26 protein-coding genes, 1 other RNA gene and 2 other annotated features are annotated in these 26,761 nt (G+C 47.3%); of the genes, 4 read left to right on the top strand and 23 right to left on the bottom strand.

Annotated elements, in window-relative coordinates:
- The first annotated feature begins 120 nt into the window (after positions 1-120).
- Together ITJ88_RS03645 and trpS are read left to right on the top strand one after the other, a co-directional pair.
- Positions 121-501 carry a DUF3899 domain-containing protein gene (locus ITJ88_RS03645; protein ID WP_195864690.1) on the top strand — a complete coding sequence of 127 codons (381 nt, stop codon included), beginning with the start codon at positions 121-123 and terminating at the stop codon, positions 499-501.
- Positions 502-557: 56 nt separating this feature from the next.
- Positions 558-763: a binding site (T-box leader), on the top strand.
- Positions 764-815: 52 nt separating this feature from the next.
- On the top strand, positions 816-1,817 hold the full coding sequence (trpS, locus tag ITJ88_RS03640) for a tryptophan--tRNA ligase (protein ID WP_195864689.1): 1,002 nt from the start codon (positions 816-818) through the stop codon (positions 1,815-1,817).
- A gap of 97 nt (positions 1,818-1,914) precedes the next feature.
- On the opposite strand, the gene ITJ88_RS03635 is transcribed toward trpS, so the two are convergent.
- The 15 genes from ITJ88_RS03635 to recD2 form a co-directional block, all read right to left on the bottom strand.
- On the bottom strand, positions 1,915-3,558 hold the full coding sequence (locus ITJ88_RS03635) for a peptide ABC transporter substrate-binding protein (protein ID WP_195864688.1): 1,644 nt from the start codon (positions 3,556-3,558) through the stop codon (positions 1,915-1,917).
- Between the two features lie 203 nt (positions 3,559-3,761).
- Positions 3,762-5,318, bottom strand: coding sequence for a peptide ABC transporter substrate-binding protein (locus ITJ88_RS03630; protein WP_195864687.1), 1,557 nt, complete (start codon positions 5,316-5,318; stop codon positions 3,762-3,764).
- A gap of 97 nt (positions 5,319-5,415) precedes the next feature.
- Positions 5,416-6,654, bottom strand: coding sequence for a beta-ketoacyl-ACP synthase II (gene fabF, locus ITJ88_RS03625; protein WP_195864686.1), 1,239 nt, complete (start codon positions 6,652-6,654; stop codon positions 5,416-5,418).
- A gap of 1 nt (position 6,655) precedes the next feature.
- Positions 6,656-7,600, bottom strand: coding sequence for a beta-ketoacyl-ACP synthase III (locus tag ITJ88_RS03620; RefSeq protein ID WP_195864685.1), 945 nt, complete (start codon positions 7,598-7,600; stop codon positions 6,656-6,658).
- Between the two features lie 107 nt (positions 7,601-7,707).
- Positions 7,708-8,406, bottom strand: coding sequence for a 5'-methylthioadenosine/S-adenosylhomocysteine nucleosidase (gene mtnN, locus ITJ88_RS03615; RefSeq protein ID WP_023468903.1), 699 nt, complete (start codon positions 8,404-8,406; stop codon positions 7,708-7,710).
- 52 nt (positions 8,407-8,458) lie between these two features.
- Positions 8,459-8,932, bottom strand: a complete 474-nt coding sequence (gene greA, locus ITJ88_RS03610) for a transcription elongation factor GreA (protein WP_029342224.1) — start codon at positions 8,930-8,932, stop codon at positions 8,459-8,461.
- 56 nt (positions 8,933-8,988) lie between these two features.
- Positions 8,989-9,636, bottom strand: a complete 648-nt coding sequence (gene udk, locus ITJ88_RS03605; protein ID WP_023468905.1) for a uridine kinase — start codon at positions 9,634-9,636, stop codon at positions 8,989-8,991.
- 16 nt (positions 9,637-9,652) lie between these two features.
- The gene (locus ITJ88_RS03600; RefSeq protein WP_023468906.1) at positions 9,653-10,291 is read right to left on the bottom strand and encodes an O-methyltransferase; all 639 of its coding nucleotides are present in this window, start codon (positions 10,289-10,291) and stop codon (positions 9,653-9,655) included.
- A 71-nt stretch (positions 10,292-10,362) separates the two neighbouring features.
- Complete coding sequence (gene mltG / locus ITJ88_RS03595; RefSeq protein ID WP_195864684.1) at positions 10,363-11,511, bottom strand: endolytic transglycosylase MltG; 1,149 nt, start codon at positions 11,509-11,511, stop codon at positions 10,363-10,365.
- Between the two features lie 78 nt (positions 11,512-11,589).
- A complete protein-coding gene (locus ITJ88_RS03590; protein ID WP_023468908.1) occupies positions 11,590-11,883 on the bottom strand; it encodes a DUF1292 domain-containing protein in 294 nt (97 codons plus the stop codon).
- The gene (locus ITJ88_RS03585) at positions 11,870-12,157 is read right to left on the bottom strand and encodes a DUF1292 domain-containing protein (protein ID WP_023468909.1); all 288 of its coding nucleotides are present in this window, start codon (positions 12,155-12,157) and stop codon (positions 11,870-11,872) included. The genes ITJ88_RS03590 and ITJ88_RS03585 overlap by 14 nt, the downstream gene beginning before the upstream one ends.
- A gap of 14 nt (positions 12,158-12,171) precedes the next feature.
- On the bottom strand, positions 12,172-12,594 hold the full coding sequence (gene ruvX / locus ITJ88_RS03580; protein ID WP_023468910.1) for a Holliday junction resolvase RuvX: 423 nt from the start codon (positions 12,592-12,594) through the stop codon (positions 12,172-12,174).
- Entirely contained in the window at positions 12,591-12,860 is a 270-nt protein-coding gene (locus tag ITJ88_RS03575) for an IreB family regulatory phosphoprotein (protein ID WP_029342229.1), read from the bottom strand. The genes ruvX and ITJ88_RS03575 overlap by 4 nt, the downstream gene beginning before the upstream one ends.
- Before the next feature lie 34 nt (positions 12,861-12,894).
- Entirely contained in the window at positions 12,895-15,537 is a 2,643-nt protein-coding gene (gene alaS / locus ITJ88_RS03570) for an alanine--tRNA ligase (RefSeq protein ID WP_064299570.1), read from the bottom strand.
- Positions 15,538-15,594: 57 nt separating this feature from the next.
- Positions 15,595-15,805 (bottom strand) — a binding site (T-box leader).
- 42 nt (positions 15,806-15,847) lie between these two features.
- Positions 15,848-18,073, bottom strand: a complete 2,226-nt coding sequence (gene recD2, locus ITJ88_RS03565; protein WP_023468913.1) for an SF1B family DNA helicase RecD2 — start codon at positions 18,071-18,073, stop codon at positions 15,848-15,850.
- A 116-nt stretch (positions 18,074-18,189) separates the two neighbouring features.
- On the opposite strand from recD2, the gene ITJ88_RS03560 reads away from it, so the two are divergent.
- Positions 18,190-18,738: a VOC family protein gene (locus ITJ88_RS03560; RefSeq protein WP_195864683.1), complete on the top strand. Its 549-nt coding sequence runs from the start codon at positions 18,190-18,192 to the stop codon at positions 18,736-18,738.
- Positions 18,739-18,782: 44 nt separating this feature from the next.
- Here the strand turns inward: ITJ88_RS03560 and ITJ88_RS03555 are convergent, their stop codons facing one another.
- Genes ITJ88_RS03555 through cymR form a run of 4 tightly spaced genes read right to left on the bottom strand, consistent with a single transcriptional unit; the run spans position 18,783 to position 22,148 of the window.
- Entirely contained in the window at positions 18,783-19,448 is a 666-nt protein-coding gene (locus tag ITJ88_RS03555) for a tetratricopeptide repeat protein (protein ID WP_058703823.1), read from the bottom strand.
- Between the two features lie 13 nt (positions 19,449-19,461).
- The gene (gene mnmA / locus ITJ88_RS03550; RefSeq protein ID WP_064299568.1) at positions 19,462-20,583 is read right to left on the bottom strand and encodes a tRNA 2-thiouridine(34) synthase MnmA; all 1,122 of its coding nucleotides are present in this window, start codon (positions 20,581-20,583) and stop codon (positions 19,462-19,464) included.
- Between the two features lie 16 nt (positions 20,584-20,599).
- Complete coding sequence (locus ITJ88_RS03545) at positions 20,600-21,727, bottom strand: cysteine desulfurase family protein (protein ID WP_195864682.1); 1,128 nt, start codon at positions 21,725-21,727, stop codon at positions 20,600-20,602.
- Positions 21,728-21,740: 13 nt separating this feature from the next.
- Complete coding sequence (gene cymR, locus ITJ88_RS03540) at positions 21,741-22,148, bottom strand: cysteine metabolism transcriptional regulator CymR (protein ID WP_029342236.1); 408 nt, start codon at positions 22,146-22,148, stop codon at positions 21,741-21,743.
- A gap of 60 nt (positions 22,149-22,208) precedes the next feature.
- Between cymR and ITJ88_RS03535 the strand changes: the two genes are divergently transcribed.
- Complete coding sequence (locus ITJ88_RS03535) at positions 22,209-23,546, top strand: replication-associated recombination protein A (protein ID WP_195864681.1); 1,338 nt, start codon at positions 22,209-22,211, stop codon at positions 23,544-23,546.
- 12 nt (positions 23,547-23,558) lie between these two features.
- Here the strand turns inward: ITJ88_RS03535 and ITJ88_RS03530 are convergent, their stop codons facing one another.
- The 4 genes from ITJ88_RS03530 to ITJ88_RS03515 form a co-directional block, all read right to left on the bottom strand.
- The gene (locus ITJ88_RS03530; protein ID WP_023468920.1) at positions 23,559-24,323 is read right to left on the bottom strand and encodes a tRNA threonylcarbamoyladenosine dehydratase; all 765 of its coding nucleotides are present in this window, start codon (positions 24,321-24,323) and stop codon (positions 23,559-23,561) included.
- Between the two features lie 93 nt (positions 24,324-24,416).
- Positions 24,417-24,606: non-coding RNA, 6S RNA (ssrS, locus tag ITJ88_RS03525), on the bottom strand.
- A 75-nt stretch (positions 24,607-24,681) separates the two neighbouring features.
- Complete coding sequence (locus ITJ88_RS03520) at positions 24,682-25,866, bottom strand: DASH family cryptochrome (RefSeq protein ID WP_195864680.1); 1,185 nt, start codon at positions 25,864-25,866, stop codon at positions 24,682-24,684.
- 290 nt (positions 25,867-26,156) lie between these two features.
- Positions 26,157-26,741, bottom strand: a complete 585-nt coding sequence (locus tag ITJ88_RS03515; protein ID WP_195864679.1) for a DNA-3-methyladenine glycosylase — start codon at positions 26,739-26,741, stop codon at positions 26,157-26,159.
- Positions 26,742-26,761: the final 20 nt, after the last annotated feature.

The following is a 26,761-nucleotide window of genomic DNA, read 5'->3' as shown; positions in this document are numbered from 1 at the left end:
ATTAACGTCAAGTAAATAGTCACACTATTTGCTATTTTGCATCATTCGTTTGTTACCGATTCGTAACAGGATTAAAAATTTCGTATACTAAGGTTATCAATGCATTTAAGGGGGATTTTCATGCGATCGACCTATTTCCGACCGGTCATCATTGCGGTCATTCTAGTCTTACTTTATACGATATGGGCGACTATCACCGATTCGACGCACGGTATTTTGTACCATCTATCTGGTGGATTATTCATTGGAGGCTTTTTGCTTATGGCAATCGGATTCTTTTCCAACATGTCGGCTAACGGCTTCTTCCGTGGCATGACAGCCGGATTTAAAAAACAACGGGAAGCGAAGCTTCGAGAGATTGATGGTGATTACTACGAAGATGATGACGAAGAGGAAGAAGTCCTCCGTAAAAAGCAAAACCGGGCTTCTGCCCGAACGAAACCCTATATTTCTAGCGGTATTATCTTCATCATCGTATCGCTGATCATCTCTTACTTTTAATCGAAATCACCGTGACGTGCCTTCTATCGTATGGTAAACTTAAGTGAATTAAACAAGAAAACACGACGACAAAGAGTAGTAACTTAGGTACATCCCTTTCAGAGAGTCCATGGTGCTGGAAATGGACAGGTGAGACCTACGTGAATGGACTTTCGAGTGGCTGATTCGAATCAAGTAGAGTCAGATGGGTTTGCCCATTACAGCAAATTGAGCGGCTATGTAAATAGCAACTTGGGTGGCAACGCGATAACTCGTCCCTTGATTTTTCAAGGGGCGTTTTTTTATTGATTTTTATTATTTGGAGGGATTTCATTATGAAAACGATTTTCTCAGGTATCAAACCAACAGGAACAGTGACACTCGGAAATTACTTAGGTGCGATGAAACACTTCGTGAATTTACAGGATGGTCATGATGCGTATTATTGCGTCGTCGACTTGCACTCGATCACGGTCGATATCGATCGTGTCGAACTGATGAACAATACACGCGCCCTTGCTGCACTTTATATCGCAAGTGGTCTGAACCCAGAAAAATCAACGATCTTCGTTCAATCAGAAGTCAAAGCGCATGCGCAACTCGGCTGGATGTTGACGTGTCTCTCCGGGATGGGTGAACTGGAGCGTATGACACAGTATAAAGATAAATCACAAGGAAAAGAGCGGATTGGAGCAGGGTTGTTCGTCTACCCGACACTCATGGCAGCTGATATCCTACTCTATGATGCGGAACTCGTTCCGGTCGGTGATGACCAAAAACAACATATTGAGTTAACGCGTGATTTGGCTCAACGTTTTAATAGCCGTTACTATGAGACGTTCACATTACCAGAACCAATCATCGCTGAGTCAGGAGCACGAATCATGAGTCTGACGACGCCAGATAAAAAGATGTCAAAATCTGATCAGAATCCGAAAGGCTTCATCTCGATGCTTGACGCACCAGATGTCATTCGTAAAAAAGTGAAATCAGCCGTCACGGACTCGGAAGGTATCGTCAAATTCGATCGCGAAAACAAACCAGGTGTATCGAATTTACTTGAAATCTATTCCCTGCTCGCTGGTATCTCGATTCCAGATCTTGAAGCAAAATATGTAGGATCGAACTATGGAACATTTAAAGCAGATGTCGCGGAAGCTATTATTTCGGAACTTGAACCGATTCAACAACGCTATTATGAATTGATTGATTCGGAAGAACTCGATCAGATTCTTGATGCTGGGCGTGACCGTGCTGAAGCCGTTGCTGCTAAAAAGATTGCGAAAATCGAGAAGGCAATGGGCTTACAACGGAAGCGTGCTAAAGTAAAAAAATAAGTCCTCCTCCAAAAGAGATCGGAATGCTCCGGTCTTTTTTGATATCTCCAAACAAAAAACTACTTCCGAATGAAATCGGAAGTAGTTTTTATTTTGCTTATTTTCCTTCGATCGAAGCCCATTTGTACGAGAAGTCTGCGCCGAAGTTATGCTCGACGACACCTTTGACGTATGGTTTAACGAGGAATGCACGTCCACGCTGATAAACAGGTGAGATTGCTGCAGATTCGAGAAGGATTTTCTCAGCTTCTTGCAATTCAGACCAACGTTTCGTTGCATCTGTTTGTGTTTGAGCATCTTTGATGAGTTTATCATACTCTTCATTTGACCACTTACCACGGTTGTATGGTCCGTCTGTCAAGAAGAGATCGAGGAACGTCATCGGATCTTGGTAGTCAGGTCCCCAGCCCGCGAGCGAGAATTGGAAGTCCCCTTTATTTTCAAGATCAAGTTTGTTTTTGAATGGTTGTTGTTTGATTGTGACCTTCATACCTGGAAGGTTTTTCTCAAGTTCACCTTTCAAGAACTCACCGATTTTTTTCGAATCATCGCTATCGTAGTTCAAGAGTTCAAGATCAACCGATTTTTGACCGATTTCCTTTAAGCCCTCTTCCCAGAGTTTTTTCGCTTCGTCTGCATTGTATTCGTTGAATCCAGGATACTTGTCGCGGAAATCTTTCCCGTCAGCATCTTTCGCGAAATCTTTTGGTACGAGATAGTTCGCTGGAAGTGATCCGTTTGCGAGGATAACATCCGTGATCCCTTTTTTATCGTAACCCATGTCGATTGCGCGACGGATTTTTTCGTTATCAAGCGCTTTTACCTTCGTGTTGAGGTAGAGGTAGAAGATTGTTGATTCACCTTTTGTTTTGAATTCTTTATTATCTTTGAACTGGGCAACGAACTCAGATGTTAAACCTGTGCGATCGATGTCACCTTTTTCGTAAAGGTTAACACCAGTTGCAACTTCTTTAACGACCTTAACGTTAATCGTTTTAAGTTTAACGGCATCTTTATCCCAGTAGTTATCGTTTTTGACCATTTTCCAGCCTTGCTCACGTGTCCACTCTGTTAATTTGAATGGTCCGTTATAGAGCGATTTGTCTGCAGTCGAACCGAAGTCTTTTCCGATTTTCTTCGAGAGTTCTTCTGATTTCGGCATGAATGGTCCGAATCCAGTGAGTCCGAGGAAGTAATCTGCAGGTGCTTTTAACTTAACTTCGAACGTTTTGTCGTCGATTGCTTTGACACCAACAGCATCACGCTCGCCTTTTTTCGTGTTGTATTCTTCTGCACCTTCGATGTTGTAGAAGACATATGCATACTGTGAAGCGTTCTCTGGATTAAGAACTTCTTTCCATGCATATTCGAAGTCTTTAGCTGTGATTGGAGTACCGTCAGACCATTTCGCATCACGTAATTTGAACGTGTATGTTAATTTGTCGTCTGAGACTGTATGACTTTCAGCGATACCTGGTGTTGGTTGCTGTTTGTCATCAAGACGGTAAAGACCTTCCATCGTGTTGTTCAACACGTTGAATGAAACTGCATCTGTTGAAGTCGTCGGGTTAAGTGTCGGGATATCCGAACCTTCGATCAAGTTAAGCGTTTGATCACTAGATTTTTTGTCTGAACCTGTGTCGCCCGATTTGTCGCCTGAATCCGTTGTCGAACAAGCTGCGAGGAACGCACTTGATACGAGAGCTACCGATGTAGCTAAAGCAAAACTTTTCTTCTTCATGTTACGATGACCCCCCTAGGTTTCTAAAAATGATACTGTCAGGTTTTTGACCGAAAAAAAAAGAATTACTATATTCGAATCAAACCCTTCGTTACAAATAGTTTACAATGTTCTGATAATTTTGCAAACCTTTTATCCGATTTTTCTAAATATTTTTTCAAAAAAGACTGGGACCTTACGAAAAAATGGTCCCAGCTCAGTGATTATTTTAGAATTTTCATTGCACGAAGTAGGTATTCCGGTCCATAAATCGGTACTTCGATTCCTTGAATCGTATCAGAAACATATAATTTCTCTGTCGTCTGATACAAAGGAACGATGACGGCATCTTGATGGATTAACTGCCTTTCAGCTTGATGATATAACGCCTGTTTTTTCTTCATCTCTCGTACCTGCCGTGCTTTTTCAATTATTTGATCGTACGTGTCGGATTGATAGTTTACGGAATTTAACGGATTATCTGAGACGAACTGGTTCAAATATGCAAGTGGACCTGGATAATCCGGCATCCATCCCGTTAACGTCATCGCGTACTGAGCCGACTGTTCTTTATCGATCTTCTCTTCAATCGCAACGGGTTTAAGAACGATATCAATATCAGGCAACTGTCTCTCAAGATACGTCTCAAGTTGTTGACCAATCCGCTTCGCCTGTGGGTCCTCGAAGTTCAGCATCTCGATTCGTTGTTTCTTCTGTTGTTTACCATTTTCTTTTTTTACTTGTACCGGTTCTGACATTAATACGTTCGTATCGGTGACGACGAATCGATTCGTCGGAATGCCTGCATATCCTAAAGGAAGTCGAACGGACTCTTTTTCCATCAAAGCGTGAGCAATCCGTTTTCGGAGTGTCTTTTCACGGAAGGCTTCATTTTTTTGATTAAATGCAATATAAAAGACACCACTCCGCTTTTTTTGATAGGTTGGGCGAGAGACTTGATCTTCTTGTGTCTCAACACTCTCTTGTAACGGCAGAATCGCTGCTTTACTGTTCTCATACGTACTCCATTGCGTCTGATGATCAGAGATGATGCGGCTTTTCACTTCTTCGACTGTGACAACATTTTGTTGATGATACTGGTTGTTTTTCTTAAGCGTGTATCCGTTTTTAGACATCTGTTCTAGTGTAAACGCACCATTACCCGTAAGGTCTTGCCACTTCTTGGACTCCGGTTGGGGATAAAAGACGGACATCGCGAGTAATTCTTTTAGATTTGAAACCGGCTGATTCAGCGTGATGACAAGTTGATCGCGTCCTTTCGCCTTTACACCTAAACGCTCTGGCTTCATCTTTCCGTCATTGACGGCACGTCCATTTTCAAACACTTCAAATAAAAAACCATAAGGAGAATTTGTTTTATTAGCTGCGACACGTCGGAAACTATCGACAAAGTCTTGTGCCGTGATCGGCTGCCCCTGCGCATTTTTCGTTTGTTTGAGTTGAATCGTATACGTCAGACGATCCTTTGAGACTGACATATCCTGTGCCAATCCTCTACGGACGGATGTTCCAGAAGTAAAAACATATAATCCTTCATACAGTTGTGCTAACAGTGTCTGAGAACGGCTATCCGTCGCTAACGCAATATCGGATGTCTTCGGGAGTGCTGATTCAATTAATTCAACCTTCACTGCTTGGGTTTCCTGATCTGTTTTCGTCTTTTGAGATGATGATAGACGATATATAAGCGTACCACTGAGACCAATCAATAAAAATAGGATCAGTATCAGGATTGATGTTTTTCTTGTGATGTTAGTCATAAACGACTCCTTTCTGCGTCAAACACGCATTTCTCTATTGAATCAGAAAATCAGCAAAAAAGCGACCCCCTCGTTTTTCCAAGGGAATCGCTTACGCTTAAGCTTCGTAACGTTTGAAGACGAGTGATGCGTTGTGTCCACCGAACCCAAGCGAGTTGCTCAGGGCGTAATTCAATTCGACGCTCCGTGCACCTTCCGTCACGTAATCAAGATCACAGCCTTCACTCGGCTGTTTGAGATGAATCGTCGGGTGAACGGTTTGTTCTTGTAACGATTTGATCGTCGCAATCGCCTCGACGCCACCAGCGCCACCAAGTAAGTGACCAATCATCGATTTCGTCGAGTTGACGACGAGTTGTTTTGCCTGTTCACCGAAAACACTGTGGATTGCTTTGGTTTCAAGAATGTCGTTCATCGGTGTGCTCGTTCCGTGTGCATTGATGTATCCGACTGCTTCTGGTGCGATACCTGCATCTTGAATTGCCATTGCCATCGCACGCGCTCCACCGTCTCCATCTGGATCTGGAGCCGTAATATGGTAAGCGTCAGCTGTTAATCCATACCCACTGACTTCGGCATAGATTTTTGCGCCACGTGCTACCGCATGCTCGTACTCTTCAAGAATCAAGATGCCTGCTCCTTCTCCCATGACGAATCCATCACGCCCTTCGTCAAACGGACGGCTTGCTGTCTCAGGATCATGATTCGTTGACATCGCTTTGTTGGAACAAAAACCGGCAAACGCTAAGTTCGTGATTGGCGCTTCCGCTCCACCAGCGATCATGACATCTGCATCGCCCCGTTCGATGACACGAAGTGCTTCCCCGATGGCATTCGTTCCTGAAGCACATGCTGTGACAGAACAGTTATTCGGCCCCTTGGCTCCGGTATAGATCGATACCTGACCGCTTGCCATGTTCGGAATCATCATCGGAATGAAGAACGGGCTGACACGACGGTGTCCACGCTCGAAATAAATCTTCGCTTGTTTCTCGATTGTCTCCACGCCACCGATTCCTGATCCAATCCAGACACCTGCACGTTCAGCAATCGACTTGATATCAATTTCAGCATCTTTTACAGCTTCCATGCTTGCGACAAGTGAGTAATGAACGAAGCGGTCCATCTTGCGTGCTTCTTTCGCCTCGATGAATTCTGTCACGTCGAAGTTCTGCAATTCGCCAGTGACCTTCGTCGGATACTCATCGATATCGAGACGTTCCATCGGACGAATCCCGTTCGTTCCTTCTTTTAATGCTTTCCAGAATGTATCGGCATCGTTCCCGATTGGTGTCAGTGCTCCGATTCCTGTGACTACAACGCGTTTTCTCATCATCTTATGTGTTCTCTCCTTTAGTCCAAGTAATGTATGCTGCTCCCCAAGTCAATCCGGCACCGAATCCAGCAAGTACAAGTTTCGTACCTGGTGTCAGGCGTCCTTGTTGACGTGCTTCTTCGAGTGCAAGTGGGATCGAAGCAGCCGATGTATTCGCATGCTCATCGATAGTGACGATGACTTTCTCTTGTGGTATATGCAGTCGTTCGCACGCTGCATCGATAATTCGCAGGTTTGCCTGATGCGGAATCAAGATATCGATGTTTTCGAGCGTACTATCCGCTTTTTGAATGACTTTTTCAACGATTTCCGGTAGTTTACGAACGGCGAACTTAAAGACTTCACGACCATTCATCTCGATTGGTCCATCGATGTCCTTAAACAACAGATGAGCGCCACGTCCGTCTGTCCCGAGTTCAAAAGCATTTAGCCCCTCTTGCTCAGTTTGTCCGATGACGACCGCTCCTGCACCGTCCCCGAATAAAATCGCTGTTGACCGGTCTGACCAGTCGACGATGCTCGACATTTTTTCAGCGCCGATGACGAGCGCATGTTTTCCTTCGACTGTTGCTAACATGCTAGCAGCTGTTTGTAATGCAAAGATGAAACCACTACATGCCGCACTAATATCGAATGCAGTCGCTCCGCGTGCTCCAAGACGCTCTTGAACGATACAGGCAGTAGACGGAAATGCTCGTCCTGTTGCCGTTCCGACGACGATCAACCCGATGTCCTCTACTGTCAATCCAGCATCATCAAGCGCTTTCTGAGCAGCTTCTGTCGCTAAGTCAGTGACATCCACATCATCGGCTGCAATCCGTCGTGCCCCGATTCCTGTCCGTGTCCGAATCCATTCATCGCTCGTATCGAGCGTCGTTGCTAATTCATCGTTCGTCACGCGGCGTGACGGCAAAGACGTTCCTAATCCTACAATCCCGATCTTCATAAGGCATCCCCTTTTGTTATTAGTATCTGGTACTAATATAAAGCGTTAATATGTTTTTGTCAAAGAAAAAAGGAAGAGCATGGTCTCCCGTGCCCTTCCCCCATACCTCATTCTGCTAACGTCCGTACGACTTCCATGACCATTTTAGCGGAATTGATTGACGCAATCTCGAGGAATTCATCAAACGAGAGTGACGCTTCTTCATTGGCGCTATCTGAAATCGACCGCGTTACGACGAACGGAACACCAAACTGATGACAGACCTGGGCGATTGGTGCTGCTTCCATCTCGACGGCTGCGACTTCTGGGAAGTGCGCCTTGATTTGAGCAGAGCGCTCTGAATCGTGGATGAATGAATCGCCTGTCGCAATCAATCCATGAACGACGCGAATCGCATCCATCCGCTCGATGACGGCTTCTGCCGTCGCAACAAGCTTCGGATCTGCTTGATAGGCAGCTGGCATTCCAGGTACCTGTCCATATTCGTATCCAAATGCCGTCACGTCGACGTCGTGATGACGTACTTCTGTTGAGACGACGACATCCCCGACCGTTAAGCCTTCCTTGAATCCACCTGCTGAACCCGTATTGATGACAGCACTTGGTTTATAGTGGTCTAGCAATAATGTCGTCCCGATCGCAGCGTTCACTTTCCCGATTCCTGACTTCAAGATGACGACAGGAACGCTATTTAAAAGCCCTTCATAAAAATGATAGTTTGCGATGACTGTATCTTTACGTTCTGATAACTCATTACGCAATAAGTTGACTTCCTCTTCCATTGCGCCGATGATTGCGATTGGCATGGTCCATTCCTCCATCAAACAGAAAGCCGGATTGCTCCGGCTCCTGTGTTCTTTATTTGATCGATGTAATTTTTACTGCGTATTCGCCGCCTGGTGCTGGTACAGAGACTTGATCTCCGACTTGGTGCCCCATTAAACTTTTCGCGATTGGTGATTCGTTCGAGATTTTACCTGTGAACGGATCTGCTTCGGCACTACCGACGATCGTGTACGTATCTTCTTCGTTATCTTCGACACTCAAGAAAGTGACTGTCGTTCCGATACCGACGACCGAGATATCCTTCTCTTCTTCTGAGATGATAGCAACATTACGAAGCATCTCTTCAAGTTGAGCGATTCGGCCTTCGACCATCGCTTGCTCTTCTTTTGCTGAATCGTACTCAGCGTTCTCTGAAAGGTCACCGAACGAACGGGCGATCTTGATGTTCTCGACGACTTCTTTCCGGCGGACTGACTTCAATTCATTCAATTCATTTTCAATGTTCGCTTTACCTTCAAGCGTCATGTAGTATTGCTTTTCTGCCATTTTTGTCACGCTCCTTTTTATTCCACTAGTATAGTATATTCACATCTTTTTTGGAATCAATATCCTCTTTGATCGAGTGCTGAACGATAATCAAGAATCGCTCGAATCTTCGTCACGAGTAAATCGATCGCGACATGATTCTCGCCGCCTTCCGGTACGATGATGTCCGCATACCGTTTTGTTGGTTCACAGAACTGCAGATGCATCGGACGAACGACATTCGTGTACTGTTCAACGACTGAGTCGATTGAACGTCCACGTTCGTTGATATCGCGTTGCATCCGACGCAGAATGCGAACGTCCGCATCCGTATCGACGAACACCTTGATATCCATTAGTTCCCGTAACCGTTCGTCTTCAAGCGCTAAAATTCCTTCTACGATGATGACATCGCGTGGTTCGAGACGAATCGTTTCTTGTGCCCGCGTGTGGGCGACATAGTCATATACCGGTTTTTCAACGGCAATGTTTTCACGGAGCGACTGAATGTGCTCAATCAACAGACCATTATCAAAAGCGAACGGGTGATCATAGTTTGTCTGATACCGCTCCTCCATTGATAAATCGCTTTGATCTTTATAATACGCGTCCTGCTCAATCATGACGATTGATTCACTTGGGAACGCATCGACGAGTGAACGTGCCACCGTCGTCTTCCCTGAACCCGTTCCGCCCGCTACACCAATTACTACCGGTTTTTGCATGTCATTCGTTCCTCCATCATTTCGACTTTTTCCGACTGACGGATACACCGTCACCGAGCGGAAAAATCGTCGTATCGTATTGTTCTTGTTCCATCATCCAGACCGTGAATTCCTTGACGAGACGAACGAGTCGACGTCTTCTTCGATCGAATGTTTTCGGATCAGACTCGAGGACATCTCCGTGTAAGAAGAGATTATCCGTATAGAGCACGCCGCCCTCAGGAATGAGTCGCCCATATCCTGCAAAGAATTTTTTATACTGTCCTTTAGCTGCATCAATGAAGACCGCATCGAACTGGTCTTCAAGCGTTTCGGCTAATTCTACTGCATCACCAAAAATGATGTCAATCCGGTCCGCCACATCTGACCGGGCGATGAAGGTTTTTGCTTCTTCATACCGCTTTGCATTTCGTTCAATCGTCGTAATGCGCGCATCCGGTAGCGCTCGGGCCATCCGAATCGCACTATATCCGATTGCGGTTCCGACTTCTAGAATACGCTTCGGTTGTTGTAATCGCAGGAGCGATAACAAGACTTCGGAACCTGTCAGTTCGATGATTGGTATATGATGTTCTTCCGCATAACGCTCCATTTCTTCTAACAGAGCATCTCGAGGATGAATCATTGATTCGACATAGGTCGTGAAATCATTCACGCCATTCACTCCCTCTTCCGCATAAACAGGTTGACTTGAAGCGAACTTCCCGCTTCAACCCAACCCGTTGCTCATTGCTCTTTACTCGCTTCGTATTCCACCCATTCCGGCTTATACTTCACGACGTTTCGTTGATGTTCTTCATATGTCTCTTCGTATAGAATCTGTCCTCGTGGATGTTTATCACTTGGTGGACGGGCGAAGAAATAGACATATTTCGTTTTATTCGGATTTAATACGGCAAGTACCGAATCTTTGCTGACCGTTGAAATCGGACCAATCGGAATCCCCTCGTACTTGTACGTGTTGTACTTCGAATTGTTCTCGAGATCCTTCAGCGTCGTTAAAGCCGTATTTTCACCTGTGCCATACCAAACCGTTGGATCCGACTGTAACTTCATGCCGTCATCCAATCGATTTTTAAAGACACCCGCGATTTCACGACGATCATCTGGTGTTGCCGCTTCACGCTCGACCATGGAACCGAGACTGAGTACTTCATGGAAGGTCATGCCTGATTTTTGAATGGCATCCGCATTCTCATCGTAGACTTTTTCTGTTTCATCGAGCATCGTCTCGACGATTTGATCAATGCTTTTTCCTTTATCAAACTCATATGTTGCTGGGAAGAGGTAACCTTCAAGTGCATACAGGACACCATTCTTCTTCACTTCATCCGTCAACATCGGATATTTTTCAATCATACTGTCAATGAATGTCGCATCCGTCAATTCTTTACGGATCGTCTCTTCCTTGAAGTTCGTTGCTTTCGCGATCAAAGCGATTTGACGATCCATCGTGATGCCTTCAGGTAACGTGATCTTCACATCCGCTGCCTTCATGACCGTTCCCGTCTTTAATTCATTGATGATTTCATCCGGGGACATGGCTTGTGACAGTGTATACGTACCCGCCTGGAATGACGATTCATTCTTGTAACGGACGTAGTAACGGAAAATCGTCTCGTTTGCGATTAAGTCTTTTTCCTTTAGTAAAGAAGCAATCGAACTCGTCCCTGCTCCTAAAGGAATTTCGACTTTGACGGATTTCGTCGCTGTTTCATCGACTGGTTCAAGCGCATTTTTCAAAAAGACATAGACGACCGCACTGGTAACTAGAAAAATCGTCAACAATACAGAAAGGATGATTAGCGTAATCCGGCGTGATGTCCGGCGTCGCCTTTTTTCGATTTCAGCATTTTGCTTCCATTCGTTCTCCATCGGTTCCTCCTTCTTCTCTTAAAACAAGGTGACATCGTAAGAGAAAGTCTCTTACGACGTCACCTGTCATGAGTCGGGTTAGTCTAACTGGTCTTCGAGCGTGTTAAAGACTTCTTCGATTTCATCCCAAGTCGCTGTATCGTCTTCATCGATTGGTACGAGATTGAAGTCGTTGTCTCCATCACCGTATTCGTCGAGTTCGTAAACGAAGATGTCGACTTCTTCTGCTTCGTCATAGTCTGCTCCGATTGGCTCGAGGAAGATGTATGTCTTGCTCGAACGTGGGCTTTCATAACGCAGACGTTCTACGAATTCGAAATCATTTCCTTCGCCGTCCGGAATTACGTAACGTGTTGGTTCATTCTGTTGCATCAGTGATCCGCTCCTTTAACGCAAGCTCGAGTTCATCCCAAGTTTGCTCATCATTTTCATCGATCAGGCTCAATTCGAAATCATCTTCGCCTTCTCCATATTCATCGATCTCACAGATGATCAGATCATCTGCTCCTTCGTCAGGGTTACCGATCATTTCAAGAAACAGATAGGTTTTTCCTGTACGTTCACTCGAGTAACGGTACCATTCTTCGAAAAGATGTTCGCCGCCCTCTTCATCTGGAAAGAGATACTGACGTTTTTCTTCAGCCATCGGTTTCTCCCCCTTCATCGGTTCGTCCGATCCAAGTACGATTGCAGGATCATGACGGCAGCCATCTTATCGATGACTTGTTTACGCTTTTTACGACTGACATCGGCATCGATCAGCATCCGTTCTGCTTGCATCGTCGTCAACCGTTCATCCATGAAGACGACTTCAAGCCCGGTATGCTGTTCGATTTCCTTCGCAAAAGCTTCACTTGCTTCTGCGCGGGGACCGATGGAACCGTTCATGTTTTTCGGAAGACCAATGACTAGGATTTCGACATTGTATGTCTTCATGATGACATCGAGCCGTTTGAAGGCTTCTGGATAATCCGGTTCCGTCCACTTGACCGTCTCGACGCCTTGCGCCGTCCAGCCCATCAAGTCACTGACCGCTACCCCGATCGTCTTCGAACCGACATCTAGTCCCATTGCACGTTTCATTTTGAATTTCCACTCTCCGCCAAATAAGATTTCACGAGTTCTTCGAGCAATTCGTCGCGTTCAATCTTACGAATTAAGTTACGTGCGTCATTATGACGAGGAATGTAAGCAGGATCTCCTGAAAGGAGATAGCCGACGATTTGGTTGATCGGATGATATCCTTTTTCTTCTAAAGCATGATAGACCGTCAACAACACATCACGTGTCGCTGCTTTGTTATCGTCTTCCGGAAAGTTGAATTTCATCGTTTGATCCATCTGACTCACGTTCATCACCTCTTTCATATACACTACGTTTCTATTATGCCAGTGATTGCACGTATTGTGAAGCGTACGCGAGTGCTTCTTCTAATTTCGACGCATCTTTTCCACCAGCTTGAGCCATGTCAGGGCGACCGCCACCGCCACCACCGCAGCGTGTTGCGACTTCCTTGATCAATTTACCGGCATGATAGCCTTGGTCGATTAAATCTTTTGAGACGCTTGCAACAAGATTGACTTTCTCACCTTGCGCACTACCGAGTACGATGATTGCTGATCCGAGTGAGCTCTTCAACTCGTCCATCATGCCGCGAAGGGCGTCCATATCTGAGACGTCGACACGTTTCGCAAGCACACGCACACCGTTGATTTCTTCAACATCGTCTTTAAGTGAAGCTGCTTCGATGTTCGCGAGTTTTGCTTGCAACGATTCGTTTGCCCGTTCCGTCTCACGGAGCTGTTGTTGCAGTGCTTCAATGCGAACAGGAACTTCTGTCGTCTTCGTCTTCAAGACAGCTGCTGCTTGTTCGAGTGTTTCCAAGTGTTGATTCATGACACGATATGCGCCTGCCCCCGTTACCGCTTCGATTCGGCGTGTACCTGCACCGATCCCGGACTCTGAAACGATCTTGAACAAGCCGATTTCTGCTGTGTTCCCGACGTGGATACCGCCACACAATTCGATCGAGTATGTGCCTGCTGAGACGACACGGACCGTTTCACCGTACTTCTCACCAAACAATGCCATTGCGCCTTTTGCTTTTGCATCAGCGATGTTCATCTCTTCGATATCAACCGGTAGTGATGCCCAGATTGCTTGGTTGACGTCTTGTTCAATCTTCGTCAACTCTTCTTGTGTCACTGCACCGAAGTGTGAGAAGTCGAAGCGAAGACGGTCTGGAGAAACGAGTGATCCCGCTTGGTTGACGTGTGTTCCGAGCGTATCTTTCAATGCTTTGTGAAGCAAATGAGTTGCCGTATGGTTTTTCGTGACGGCTTTACGCTCTGCTGCTTCGACCGTTGCAACGACGTCTGCAGCTTCCGTTGCGATCCCTGTACGAACGATGACCGTATGCAAGTTTTGACCGTTTGGTGCTTTTTGAACATCTTTGACATCAAGAACGAAGTCTTTACCTTCGATTGTTCCTGTATCCGCGACTTCACCACCACTTTCAGCGTAGAACGGTGTGATGTCGAGAATGACTTGTGCTTCTTCACCAGCAGCGACTTCTGTGACTCGTTCTCCATCATGCAACAATGCGATGATTTTCGCATCCGCCTTAAGGTCGGTATAGCCGACGAACGTACTCTTATCTTTAAGCGTCGAGAGGACTTCCGATTGCTGTTGCATCGAACCACTCTCTTCACGCGCTGCACGTGCCCGTTGACGTTGTGCATCCATCGCTAGTTTGAAGCCTTCTTCATCAACAGACATCTGATGATCTTCCGCATACTCGACTGTCAATTCGAGCGGGAAACCATATGTGTCATATAGACGGAACGCATCTTCACCACTGATGACATGCTCACCGTTTGCCTTAGACGTCTGAGCGACCGTGTTCAAGATTGCAAGACCGTCATGAAGTGTCTCATGGAAACGTTCTTCTTCGTTTTTGATGACACGTTTGATAAAGTCCGCTTTTTCTGGCACTTGCGGGTAGAAGTCGACCATGACGTTCCCGACCGTATCGACGAGTTCATACATGAACGGACGCTCGATTCCAAGCATCTTCGCATAACGAACCGCACGGCGTAGTAAACGACGAAGGACATATCCACGACCTTCATTCGAAGGAAGCGCACCATCACCGATTGCGAATGATACGGTACGGATGTGGTCTGCGATAACCTTGAATGCTACATCGAGTTTCGAATCATCACGGTAGATTTTACCGCTGATTTCTTCTGTTTTGTGAATGATCGGCATGAACAGATCCGTATCGAAGTTCGTCGGCACGTCCTGCATGACACATGCCATCCGTTCGAGTCCCATTCCTGTATCGATGTTTTTACGCGGAAGTTCCGTGTAGTTGCCGTGTCCATCGTGGTTATACTGACTGAAAACGATATTCCAGATCTCGAGATAGCGTTCGTTTTCGCCACCTGGGTAAAGTTCTGAATCGTTCGGATCGTCTCCAAAAGCAGGTCCACGGTCGAAGAAGATTTCCGTGTTCGGACCAGATGGACCTTCACCGATTTCCCAGAAGTTATCTTCAAGTGGAATGATCCGCTCAGCCGGTACGCCGAGTTCAAGCCAGATTTGACGCGCTGCGTCATCTTCCGGATGAATCGTGACCGAGAGACGTTCCGGGTCAAGACCGTACCAGTCATCACTCGTTAAGAGTTCCCAGCCCCATTTGATCGCATCTTCACGGAAGTAATCACCGACAGAGAAGTTTCCGAGCATCTCGAAGAACGTATGGTGACGTGCTGTTTTCCCGACGTTTTCGATATCGTTCGTCCGGATTGATTTTTGTGCGTTGACGATACGTGGATTATCAGGAATGACACGACCATCGAAATACTTCTTGAGTGTCGCAACCCCTGAGTTGATCCACAAGAGCGATGGATCCTCGACCGGTACGAGTGAAGCACTCGGTTCGATTGCATGCCCTTTGCTTTGGAAGAAATCAAGATACATCTGACGGATTTGTGCACCCGTTAATGGTTTTAGAGCTTTCATGAACAGTTACCCCCATTGGTTTTATTTGGACGCAAAAAAGCGATGCCTTCATCCCTGAAAAGGGACGAAAGCATCGCTTCCGTGGTACCACCCTCGTTCGTAAGCAATCCATTGCTTACCTCGAACATCTGATAACGGGGATGACCCGCAGGTGTTTACACCCGACTCCGGAAGGAGCTTCAAAGGAACTCGAGAAAGTGATTGCAGCAGACTCACTTCTCTCTGGACTCGAGTTTTCCTTTTACTTATCTTCCATCAACGTGTTACGTCCATTCATCTATCGTGATTATTACCTATCACACAGCATCCGTCAAGTCTTTGTCACCCCACCGAGTCGTTCAATCAATCGTGTTCGGCGCCGTGGTTCCTCTTCTTGCGACGCTTTATGAAACGCTCGTGGGTCGCCGAACAATAATAAACTCGACTTCGCCCGGGTGACCGCCGTATAAATCAAGTTTCGGGAATGCTTGAATGCCCCCGTGAAATAGACCGGCATCAAGACGATCGGAAACTCGGACCCTTGCGCCTTGTGAATCGTAATCGCGTAGGCATGCGTGAATTGATCCCAGTCACTTCGATTGTACTCGACTTCCGTCTGGTCGAAGCGGGCGATGATCTTATCGACCTTGTCGACGTTTTCTTTGGCGAAGAAAATATTGACGATTTCGCCGATATCTCCGTTATAGACGTTCTCTTCCGCATTGTTGACGAGCTGGAGAATCTTGTCCCCGGTCCGGTAAATCCGCGTCCCTTGTTTGACTTCGCGTTTCTTTGGTTCCTCCGGATTGTAGACGCGTTGCAAGGCGACATTCAGTTCGTCGATTCCAACCTGACCACGGTAAGTCGGTGCAAGAACCTGAACATCGAATTTCGAATACCCTTTTGCAAGTGCCTTTTCCGCGAAAGCCGAGATGCCGCGTAACGTCTCTTGCGGAGACGCGGTGTAAAAGCGGCGATCCGCCAGTGGTGATAATAAATCAGCAGACGTCGTCCGGTTCTTCAAATCGTGCGCGAGCCGTAAAATCGAAGAATCTTCCGCTTGACGATGGACGACGTTCAAACGAACGACGGGAATCCCTTCTGTATCCATCAAGTCAGCGAGGACTTGTCCCGGACCGACGGATGGCAATTGATCGCGGTCACCGACGAACAAGATTTTCATGCCGTTCGGCACAGCACGGAGCAGACTTGATAACAAGTAGATATCAATCATCGACGACTCATCGATGATCAGTACTTTTCCCGTGATCGGCTGATCTTCATTTAATTGGAAATTCGTTCCGTCATACTTTAACAAGCGGTGAATCGTCATCGCCGGCACGTCCGTCGCTTCCGATAGACGTTTAGCGGCGCGTCCGGTCGGTGCGACAAGGACATACGGATAAACATCGCCCGTCTTGACGCGACTTTTCTCAAGCGGCCAGTCATGAATTTCTTGCAAGGCATGCAAAATCCCCTTGATGACGGTCGTCTTACCGGTACCTGGTCCACCGGTCAGAACCATCAGCGGCGCTTTGACCGCTAACTCGATCGCTTCCCGCTGTTGTGCCGCATATTCCATGCCGAACTGTTCTTCGAGATGACCGATCGCTTCAAGGATCGTCGCAACATCGACTTCCTGTTCGGCACCGTTCGCCATGACCCGTGCCAGTTCCTTTGCAGCTCGGACTTCCGCATAAAAGATCGTCGGTAAATACAAACAGCCTTCTTCGAGCTTAACTTTATCTTCAGCGAGTAACAGTTCAATCGCTTGTTCCAGCCGCTCCCCTGGGTCTTCACCAAGCAACCGGGGCGCCCGTTGCAATAGCGAGTCGACTGTCGCAAAGGCATGTCCCTCTCCTGCTTCTTGTTCTAATATGTGCATGATCGAAGCAGCGACGCGCTCCGGGTGTAATCCGACGAGTCCAAGATGTGATGCGATATGATCGGCTGTCTTAAAACCAATCCCATTCACTTCATACATCAAGGAATATGGATTCTCTCGTATTCGCGCCATGGCGTCCCCTTCGTAAGCAGCATAAATCTTTGCCGCTAGCTTCGGTGTAACATCAAACGGCGCTAGAAACAGCATCAACTGATCGACACCGTATAACGTAGCGAGTCGACTCAAGATGATGTCAGCTTGTTTTTGTTTTAACCCAGGCACCTGATTCAGTACCCGTTCATCCTTCAAAATAAGATCCACTGCCTCTTCTCCGAGAGCATCGACGATATTTTTCGCTGTCTTCGGACCGATGCCGGTGAACGAACCATTCGTCAAGAAGCGGATCGTCGCATGTTTTGTCATCGGAACCGATCGACGAATCAGCTCCGCCTTCAGTTGTTTTCCGAAGCGAGGATGATCAACGAGACGACCGAATGCTTGATACGTTCCTCCGAGTTCGATTCCAACCCCTGTACCCGTGATGACGAGCTCAGTTTCTTTCAGTTCAAAGTTCTTTTCTTTGACGGCGACCAATACAATGGAGTGTGCTTCTTCTTCAGAAGAAAAGAGCACACGTTTGACGCGCCCGACGACTTGATGGGGGTGCTCCATCACTCCACCTTCTTTCTCTCTTTTTCATTCGCTGCTTTCATCATAGCATTCGTTTACCGGATTTTAAATCAGGGAAAGATAACGTGAAACATTTCGTTAAGAGGAGGAGTTTAAGGATGGCACGTTTACCGATTGCAGGATTGTGTGAATTAGTACTGGAAGTCGAGGATATGGACCGTGCGGTCGGCTTTTGGAATGGAACACTAGGTATTCCGGTCGTCGAGCAATGGGCTCCTGAGGATGCGGAACCAAGTAAAGAACAATCTAAACAAGACGGGGTTTGGGCAACGTGGCTTTACATCGGCGGTAACACTCGACTCGGGCTGTGGCTGAAACGGGACTTCACGATGGAAGAACGGACCGTCAAACACTTACCAGTGTCCGAATGGGACACGTTGTACGATGAAGGTGGTGTCCATGTCCACTGTGCTTTCTACGTTGAAAAGAACGAGTTCCAGCAAGCCTTGAATCAATTGCGGGAAGCATCGATTACCGTGAAGCTCAGAGAATGGGACGAACAGGAGACATCGAATCAAAAAGAGCATTCTGCTTATTTCAAGGACACGGAAAATAACGTCATCGAACTGTATACGAAAAACATGGATGAAGCCTATGAAGACTTTTCCGGACCTCCGCTTCGCGTCATTCGCGAAGTCGGGAATTAAATAGCGTAAAAAAGACGACTCCATTTGGAATCGTCTTTTTTGAATTAGTCTGCTTGTTTTAATAACGCATCCATCTTCGCTTTCGCGTCCCGCGCAAGAGCGTGTTCCGGCTGGTAGGCAAGAACCGCTTCGAGTTCTGCATAACACGCTTCCTGTTGACCGAGGAAAGCAAGGGCAATCGCATAATTGTATCGTGCATCCGTATGCGTTTCGTCAAGCATCAAGACGTGCTCGAACATCTCGACCGCTTCTTCCAACTTCTCGTTTTGCGCTAAGGCAAGTCCGTATTGGAATGCGATCTCGATATCGACACCGTTTAATTCTGACGCGCGCTGTAAACGGGGCAACCCGCGTACTGGATCACCAAGTTTTTGATACGTCATCCCCAGCATGAAATGGAGATCTGCGTCATCAAGTCCATATAATAAGGCTGCGCGCAATGATTCCTCTGCTTCGACGAGTTGATCGGCAGCAAAGAACAGAGCACCTTTCGCATAATAAGCACTCGCGAACGTATTATCGATCATCAGTGCCCGGTCATAAAAACGAAGGGCACGATCAGCGTCGTTCATCGATTGGAGTAATGTTCCAAGATTGACGTACGCCGTCGGATCTTTTGGGTTTTGTTCGATCGCGTCGTTAAACGCTTGTGCTGCTAATTCATAATTTCCAGCTTCTAGATGCCGGAATCCTACTTCATTATAGTTCATCTTCTTTTGCTCCTTACGCTAGATAAGCGAGGCGTTCGCCTGCTTTATAGGCTGCATCGATCGTCGCACCACCGAGGCAGATATCTCCATCATAGAACACGACCGCTTGTCCAGGTGTGATTGCCCGTTGACGCTCGTCAAACGAGACATCGAGTCCATCTTCGAGGACACGAACCGTGACGGCTGTATCTTGTTGACGGTAACGGAATTTCGCCGTACAACGGAATGTCTCACCGACCGGACGTTCAGATGTCCAGCTGACATCTGAAGCAAGTAATCCTTCCGAATACAACAATTCGTTGTGGAATCCTTGATCGACATAGAGAATGTTTTCCTCTAAGTTTTTCCCGACGACGAACCAAGGCTCTCCGTCGCCACCGATGCCGAGTCCATGACGTTGCCCCATCGTATAGTACATCAATCCATCGTGACGTCCCATGACGTTGCCGTCAAGCGTCCGCATCTCACCGGGTTGCGCCGGTAGATATTGACCGAGGAACTGTTTGAAGTTCCGCTCGCCGATGAAGCAAATGCCTGTCGAGTCTTTTTTCTTCGCCGTTGCGAGGTTCGCTTCTTCTGCGATCCGGCGCACTTCTGATTTTTCCATATGACCGATTGGGAACATCGCCTTCGCGATTTGCTCTTGCGACAATTGATTCAAGAAATATGTTTGATCCTTGTTTGCATCAACGCCTCGAAGCAATTTATGTTCTCCGTCCTCATAGACGGCACGTGCATAGTGCCCTGTCGCGACGAAATCGGCACCAAGACGCATCGCGTGATCGAGGAAGGCTTTGAACTTGATTTCCTTGTTACACATGACGTCCGGATTCGGTGTCCGACCGAGTTTATATTCATCGAGGAAGTACGTGAAGACTTTATCCCAGTACTCTTTCTCGAAATTGACCGCATAGTACGGAATGCCGATTTGATTGGCTACCGCGATGACGTCTTCATAATCTTCCGTCGCCGTACAAAAGCCGTTTTCATCCGTGTCATCCCAGTTTTTCATGAAGATTCCGATGACGTTATACCCTTGCTCTTTTAATAAATGAGCCGTCACAGAAGAATCGACACCGCCCGACATTCCAACGACGACTGTCGTTTCACTCGGGGCTTTCGCTCGTGTATTCATTTATTTCACCTCTTAGTTAATTCTGAAACGATTTTACGACATCTTGCAAGGCTTGTGCGAGTAGTTCGACTTGCGCGAGCTCATTTCCGTGACCAAAACTGATCCGGACCGATGCTCGTGTCCGTTCATTTTCGCCATACATCGCCGATAAGACATGCGAAGGTTCGACGGATCCTGCCGTACATGCACTCCCGCTCGATACGGCCATCTGGCGCATATCAAGCATGATCAAGAACGGTTCGATCTCAATTTGCGGGAAGTAAAGATTGAGGACATTCGGCAATCCTTCAACACCATTGACTTCGTAAGTGACGCCACTTTCATCCAAGCGTGTTAGCAAAACGCTGCGCAGTTGTTTGATGTGGTCCTGTTGTTGTTCACGCTCTGCGATCATCAGTTCGAGCGCTTTCGCTAAACCGACGATTCCCGGTACGTTCTCTGTACCAGCGCGACGCTTGCGTTCCTGTTCTCCTCCGAATGTTTGAGGAGCTAACTTCACACCAGTCCGCACATACAACAATCCGATTCCTTTTGGCCCATTGATTTTATGACCAGATGCGGATAAAAGATCGACCTGTAACGCTTCGACATCGATTGCTTGTTTTCCGAACACTTGCACCGCGTCCGTATGGAACAAAATACCGCGTTCTCGTAAAAATTGACCGAATGCCGCAATCGGCTGAATCGTTCCGACTTCATTGTTGCCGAACATGATCGAGACGAGTGTCGTATCTTCCCGGACCGCTTCTTGCAAGGCAGCCATTGAGACGACGCCTGTAGATGGAACATCGAGATACGTGACGTCATAGCATTGTTTTTCGAGCTCTTCGAACGCATGCAATACAGCATGGTGCTCAAACCGTGTCGTAATGAGATGACGCCCCTTTTCACGCGCCGCCTCAGCCGCACCGAAGATTGCATAATTATCCGATTCCGTTCCACCGCTCGTGAAAATCAGTTCGGTTGGTTTCGCGTTCAATTCTTGTGCGATCTGCCGGCGTGCTTTGTCAATTGCTGCCCGAGCAGACCGACCAGCCGCGTGGACACTCGATGGGTTGCCATACTGTTCGAGCAAATAAGGCGTCATCGCCTCAAGGACTTCCGGACGCATCGGCGTCGTCGCCGAGTGGTCAAAGTAATTCATTCGTTTTCACCTCTCAAATATAGAACATGTATCCTGTATCTTCTTCTTCCGCTAAGTCTTGTAGCGTCGTTGAATCGAGTACTTGATCGACTGCTTGCTGGATTTTATCCCACAGTTTGCGTTTCGTGACCTCGTCACACGCATCGCCTTCGACGACGACGAGTGGTCCTTCAAGCAGGCGGATGATTTCACCCGCTGTGATGTTTTGCGCTTCACGACCGAGCTTATACCCGCCGTAAGCACCACGGACACTTTTAACAAGACCTCCATTACGAAGCGGTGCAATCAACTGTTCAAGATAATGCTCAGATAGGTCATACATCTGCGCGATTTTTTTTAGGGATAATGGTTTAGATTCAGCTTCTTTCGCGAGTGCGATCATGATCGTCAGACCATATCGCCCTTTCGTCGAGATTTTCATCATGCGAAGGATCATCCTTTCTAGTATAGTAGTAGCTAAAAGTGGAAGGAGCGTATGTGTATGGCACATTTATTTGAATCCCAGTCACCTGTCGGACCGCTCGCGAATCGAATGCGTCCGCAGAATCTGGATGAAATCGTCGGACAACGCCATCTGATCGGAGAGACGACGCTCCTGCGGCGTGCCATCTTAGCCGATCGTCTCGGAACCGTCATTTTTTACGGTCCACCCGGAACCGGTAAGACGACGCTCGCGCGTGTCATCTCCAGTTATACAAAATCAGCGTTCGAGCAATTGAACGCGGTCACGGCGAAACTGGAACAATTACGGGAAATTCTAAAAGCAGCCGAAGCCCGTCTTCAGTTCGAGGATCAAAAAACGATTCTCTTTCTCGATGAGATCCATCGATTCAATAAGATGCAACAAGACGCCTTACTGCCGGCGCTTGAAGCAGGTACGATCACGTTGATCGGAGCGACGACTGAAAATCCGAGTTTTGAGGTCAATGCCGCTCTCCTGTCGCGGGCAACGGTCTTTCGTTTCGAGCCCCCGACGGCAGACGATTTACGAATCGTCCTCGATCGGACCTTAAAGGACGAAGAGCGTGGTCTTGGCAAATATCCGATCACGATCACGGATGACGCGATCGATCATTACGTTAAGTTGTCAGATGGTGATTACCGGGCATTATTGAATGCGCTTGAACTCGCCGTCTTGACGACACCGGAAATCGATGGTCAGATCACGATTGACCTCGCTGTCGCCGAGGAGTCGATTCAGCAAAAAGCATTGAAGTACGATAAGGACGGCGATCGGCATTATGATGTCATCTCCGCCTTCATCAAATCAATTCGGGGTTCCGATCCCGACGCTGCGCTCTACTGGCTCGCCGTCATGATTGAAGCGGGCGAAAGTCCGCGCTTCATCGTACGGCGTCTCTATGTCCATGCGGCAGAAGACATCGGTCTGTCTGATCCGCAAGCGTTATTAATGGTCGATGCCTGCGCACGCGCGTGCGAGTACGTCGGTTTCCCGGAAGCACGGATCCCGCTTGCTGAAACCGTCTTATATCTCGCGACGGCACCGAAATCGAATGCTGTCATCTCAGCAATTGATCAAGCATTGACACTCGTTCGTCGTTCGGACGGCGGTCCGGTACCGCCGCATTTGCGCGATGCTCATCATCCGGGGGCAGCGGCACTTGGGAATGGCGTCACCTATCAATATCCGCACGATTTCGAACATGCCTATGTGCCACAAAATTACTGGCCCGAGAACCTTGCCCGGACAAAACCGGTCTTTTATCGTCCTAGCCCACGCGGTTTTGAGAAACAACTCCAAGCTCGACTTGATTTTTGGAACAAACAAACAGCCACACATCAGAAAAAGCGACCATAAGGTCGCTTTTTTTTAACGAACGCGTTCGATCGTCACGCCGGCTTCACGGACGATCTCATTGATGACGTAGCTCGCTGCGATCAATCCACCAACTGATGGAACGAACGCATTCGAACTTGGCGGCATCTTTGCCTTACGAATTGCAGCCGCATCGTTTCCGACGACTTGACGGACTTCTTCGATGATCTTAACGGGCGGTTCATCAGAGAAGACGACAGGAACACCTTTATGGATGCCGGCTTTCCGGAGTTTCGTCCGAATGACCTTCGCTAATGGATCATAACTTGTATCTTTGATGTCAACGATCTTGATGCGTGTCGGATCCATCTTGTTCGCCATCCCCATGCTCGAGATGATTGGGATGTTACGTTTCTTACATTCCTGAATCAAGTGAATCTTGAACGAGACCGTGTCCGATGCATCGATGACATAATCCGGTTGCTGTTCGAAGAACGACTCGAATGTTTCTTCATTGTAGAACATCTTCAAACGAACGATTTCAAGATCAGGATTAATTAACGCAAGACGTTCTGCCATCGCATCGACCTTCGGTTGACCAACTGTCGGAAGCAAGGCATGAATTTGTCGGTTAACGTTCGTGATGTCAATATCATCCTTATCAACGAGAATCAAACGACCTACACCACTACGGGCAAGCGCTTCTGCTGAGAACGATCCAACACCACCGATTCCCAGAATAGCGACAGACTTGGATGCCAATGCGTCAAGTCCAGTTTTACCGATTGCTAGTTCATTACGCGAAAATTGATGTAACATCTCATAACCTCACAATACTCATACTGTTTTACTCGGAATTATATCATAAAAAAAAACGTCATGCGACGTGTCAAACAACAAAATAATAAGACGATGGGACCCGAAGTGCCGTGTCGATACCTTATTTTTGAACCTGCTGTGCAGGTGGGTGTCTTATCCGATTCCTATTCGTACGTCCTCCTGCTGTGTTACGAGGCATGTACTACTAGTTGGAACGTCAAACTCCCTATCAAAAAAGAGTGGCTCAAAGATAAAAGGCGGCTCTCGTACAATTCAGGAACCCCATCTGATGCATTTAATATAGCATCCTCCCCTCTGAAATGCAACTACTTCCCACTCCAGAAAAAGATGCTTTTTTTCAGGTCCAACGTTTCGTGAACTGTTGATTCGGATCATATCGTTGTTGTTGGAATGCGGGATCGAATCGTGGTGTGCGTGTTGCATTTCCGACACCCGCGATGAACGCCCAGTTGCCATAGTTCGAAGCGACATCATAGTCGATCAACTGCTGTTCGAAATATCGCGCTCCGATGCGCCAGTCCTGCTTTAATTCATGAATCAGATAACTGGCAACGATCTGCCTGCCGCGATTCGACATCCATCCCGTCTCGCGAATCTCGTTCATGAAGGCATCGACGAACGGAACACCGGTCTTTCCTTCTATCCAACGTTCGACAGCTAGCTGGTCCGTCTTCCACGTGCGTTGTCCTTCTTTTAATCCACTCGACCGGAACAGACGGCTTCCTGTCTCACGCATCGTTAAATGGAAGAAGTCACGCCACAACAGTTCGAAATACAACCAATACGTCGATTCATTCGCTCCCTGTTTCCGCTCGGCTTCCTGCAATTCAGCCATGACACGACGCGGTGAGAGTGACCCGTTCGCTAGCCAGGCAGACAGCTTCGAGGAATCATTACGTAAGAACCCATTGCGTGTTTCTTTATAGGTGAATACAGGCTCGTCAAGGTATTCCTGAAGACGCGCTCTCCCTGCTGACTCTCCACCACGGAACGGGAACGCGATTTCGTGATTCGCTTCGACCGATTCTTCTTTTACTAACTGAATACCGGTTGGTGGATCGAGTGGATCGTAGAAGGTCCCTTTCGCCTCGACACGTTTTCGAAATGCCGTAAAGACGCGTTTTAATTCATCACTTCCGATATCTTCGCGACGATGTAATGTCTGTGTCTCAAAAGAACGGACGGCATATCTGTCTTCGATATACTGTTCGCTTGCCGCTTCTTCAGTTCCGGTCATCTTATGGAAATAGATGGTATCATCCGCTTGGAGATAAGAATCGAGTGTCTCATTTATCTCCCCTTCTACTATATCTAACGCAATCCCGATTTGAGACAGATGATCTGCTAGGTTCTCTAATGTCTCTTGTTCGAATCGTGCTTGTTGTGTACCTCTTTTAAAATCGCGTTTCCTTTGGTCTTTGACGTATACGGCACGAATGACGTCCTGTTCTTCGCACGCACTCCGAAGTGCCTCATGATCATCGACACGTAAATCATGACGATACCAAACGACTGCTCCCATATTGATCGACTCCTTTCTTCTTATACTATGACCCGACTATAGTATTTGGAAAACCACTCGATGTGCCGATGAGGTTTTAAGACGTTGTTTTCGTGGAATATGAATAGTACAACAAATCAGAGGAGTGAATGAATCAATGGCAGCAAAACGCGGTAAACTCAGAACATTAATGACGCTCGTAACGACGGTTGGTCCAATCGTCTATAAATTCTATAAAAAACAGCAGTCGAAAAAATCAATCAACAATCCTAAATAAAAAATGGACGTCTCCTTATCGGAGCGTCCATTTTTTAACGTTTACTGACCCCTTCACTCGCCTCTACATAAAACCGCCATGGATAGGCTGTCGCTTCTCCTGCGTTCGGAATACCGATCCGTGTCGTCTGGACGATCGCATCGACCGGGTCAGCAACAAGTCGGAAACGGGTTTGATAAAGATCCTGACCTGAATCCGCTGTCGTGAGACCAAATCCTTGGCACAGTTTCGCTGGTCCATTGACGAGATTACGCCGTTGCACCGCTGTCAACTCTGCGTAGGAACAACCAAAACGACGTCCCGCGACGAGGTCGTGCCCACTGATGATTTCCGCACCTCGTAGCAACAGTCCGTATCCTTCCCCTTCATGTCCACAAACGATATTCATGCAGTGATGCATTCCATATGTGAAATACACATAGAGATGCCCCGGTGGACCGAACATCGGTGCCGTCCGTTTCGTGGGTTTTCCGGAAAACGAATGCGCTGCTTGATCGTGAGGACCGAGATATGCTTCGACCTCGACGATCCGCATCGTCACCTCATCGACTGTGATCTGTGTTCCTAAGAAGTCCGGACCGACTTCAACCGGAGACCGTTCAAAAAAGTGTCGTTCCATCCGTTCATCCTCCTTCATGA

Source organism: Exiguobacterium abrahamii, from assembly GCF_015645365.1.
Classification (GTDB): domain Bacteria; phylum Bacillota; class Bacilli; order Exiguobacteriales; family Exiguobacteriaceae; genus Exiguobacterium_A; species Exiguobacterium_A abrahamii.
This window is presented reverse-complemented; position numbering and strand designations above follow the sequence as displayed.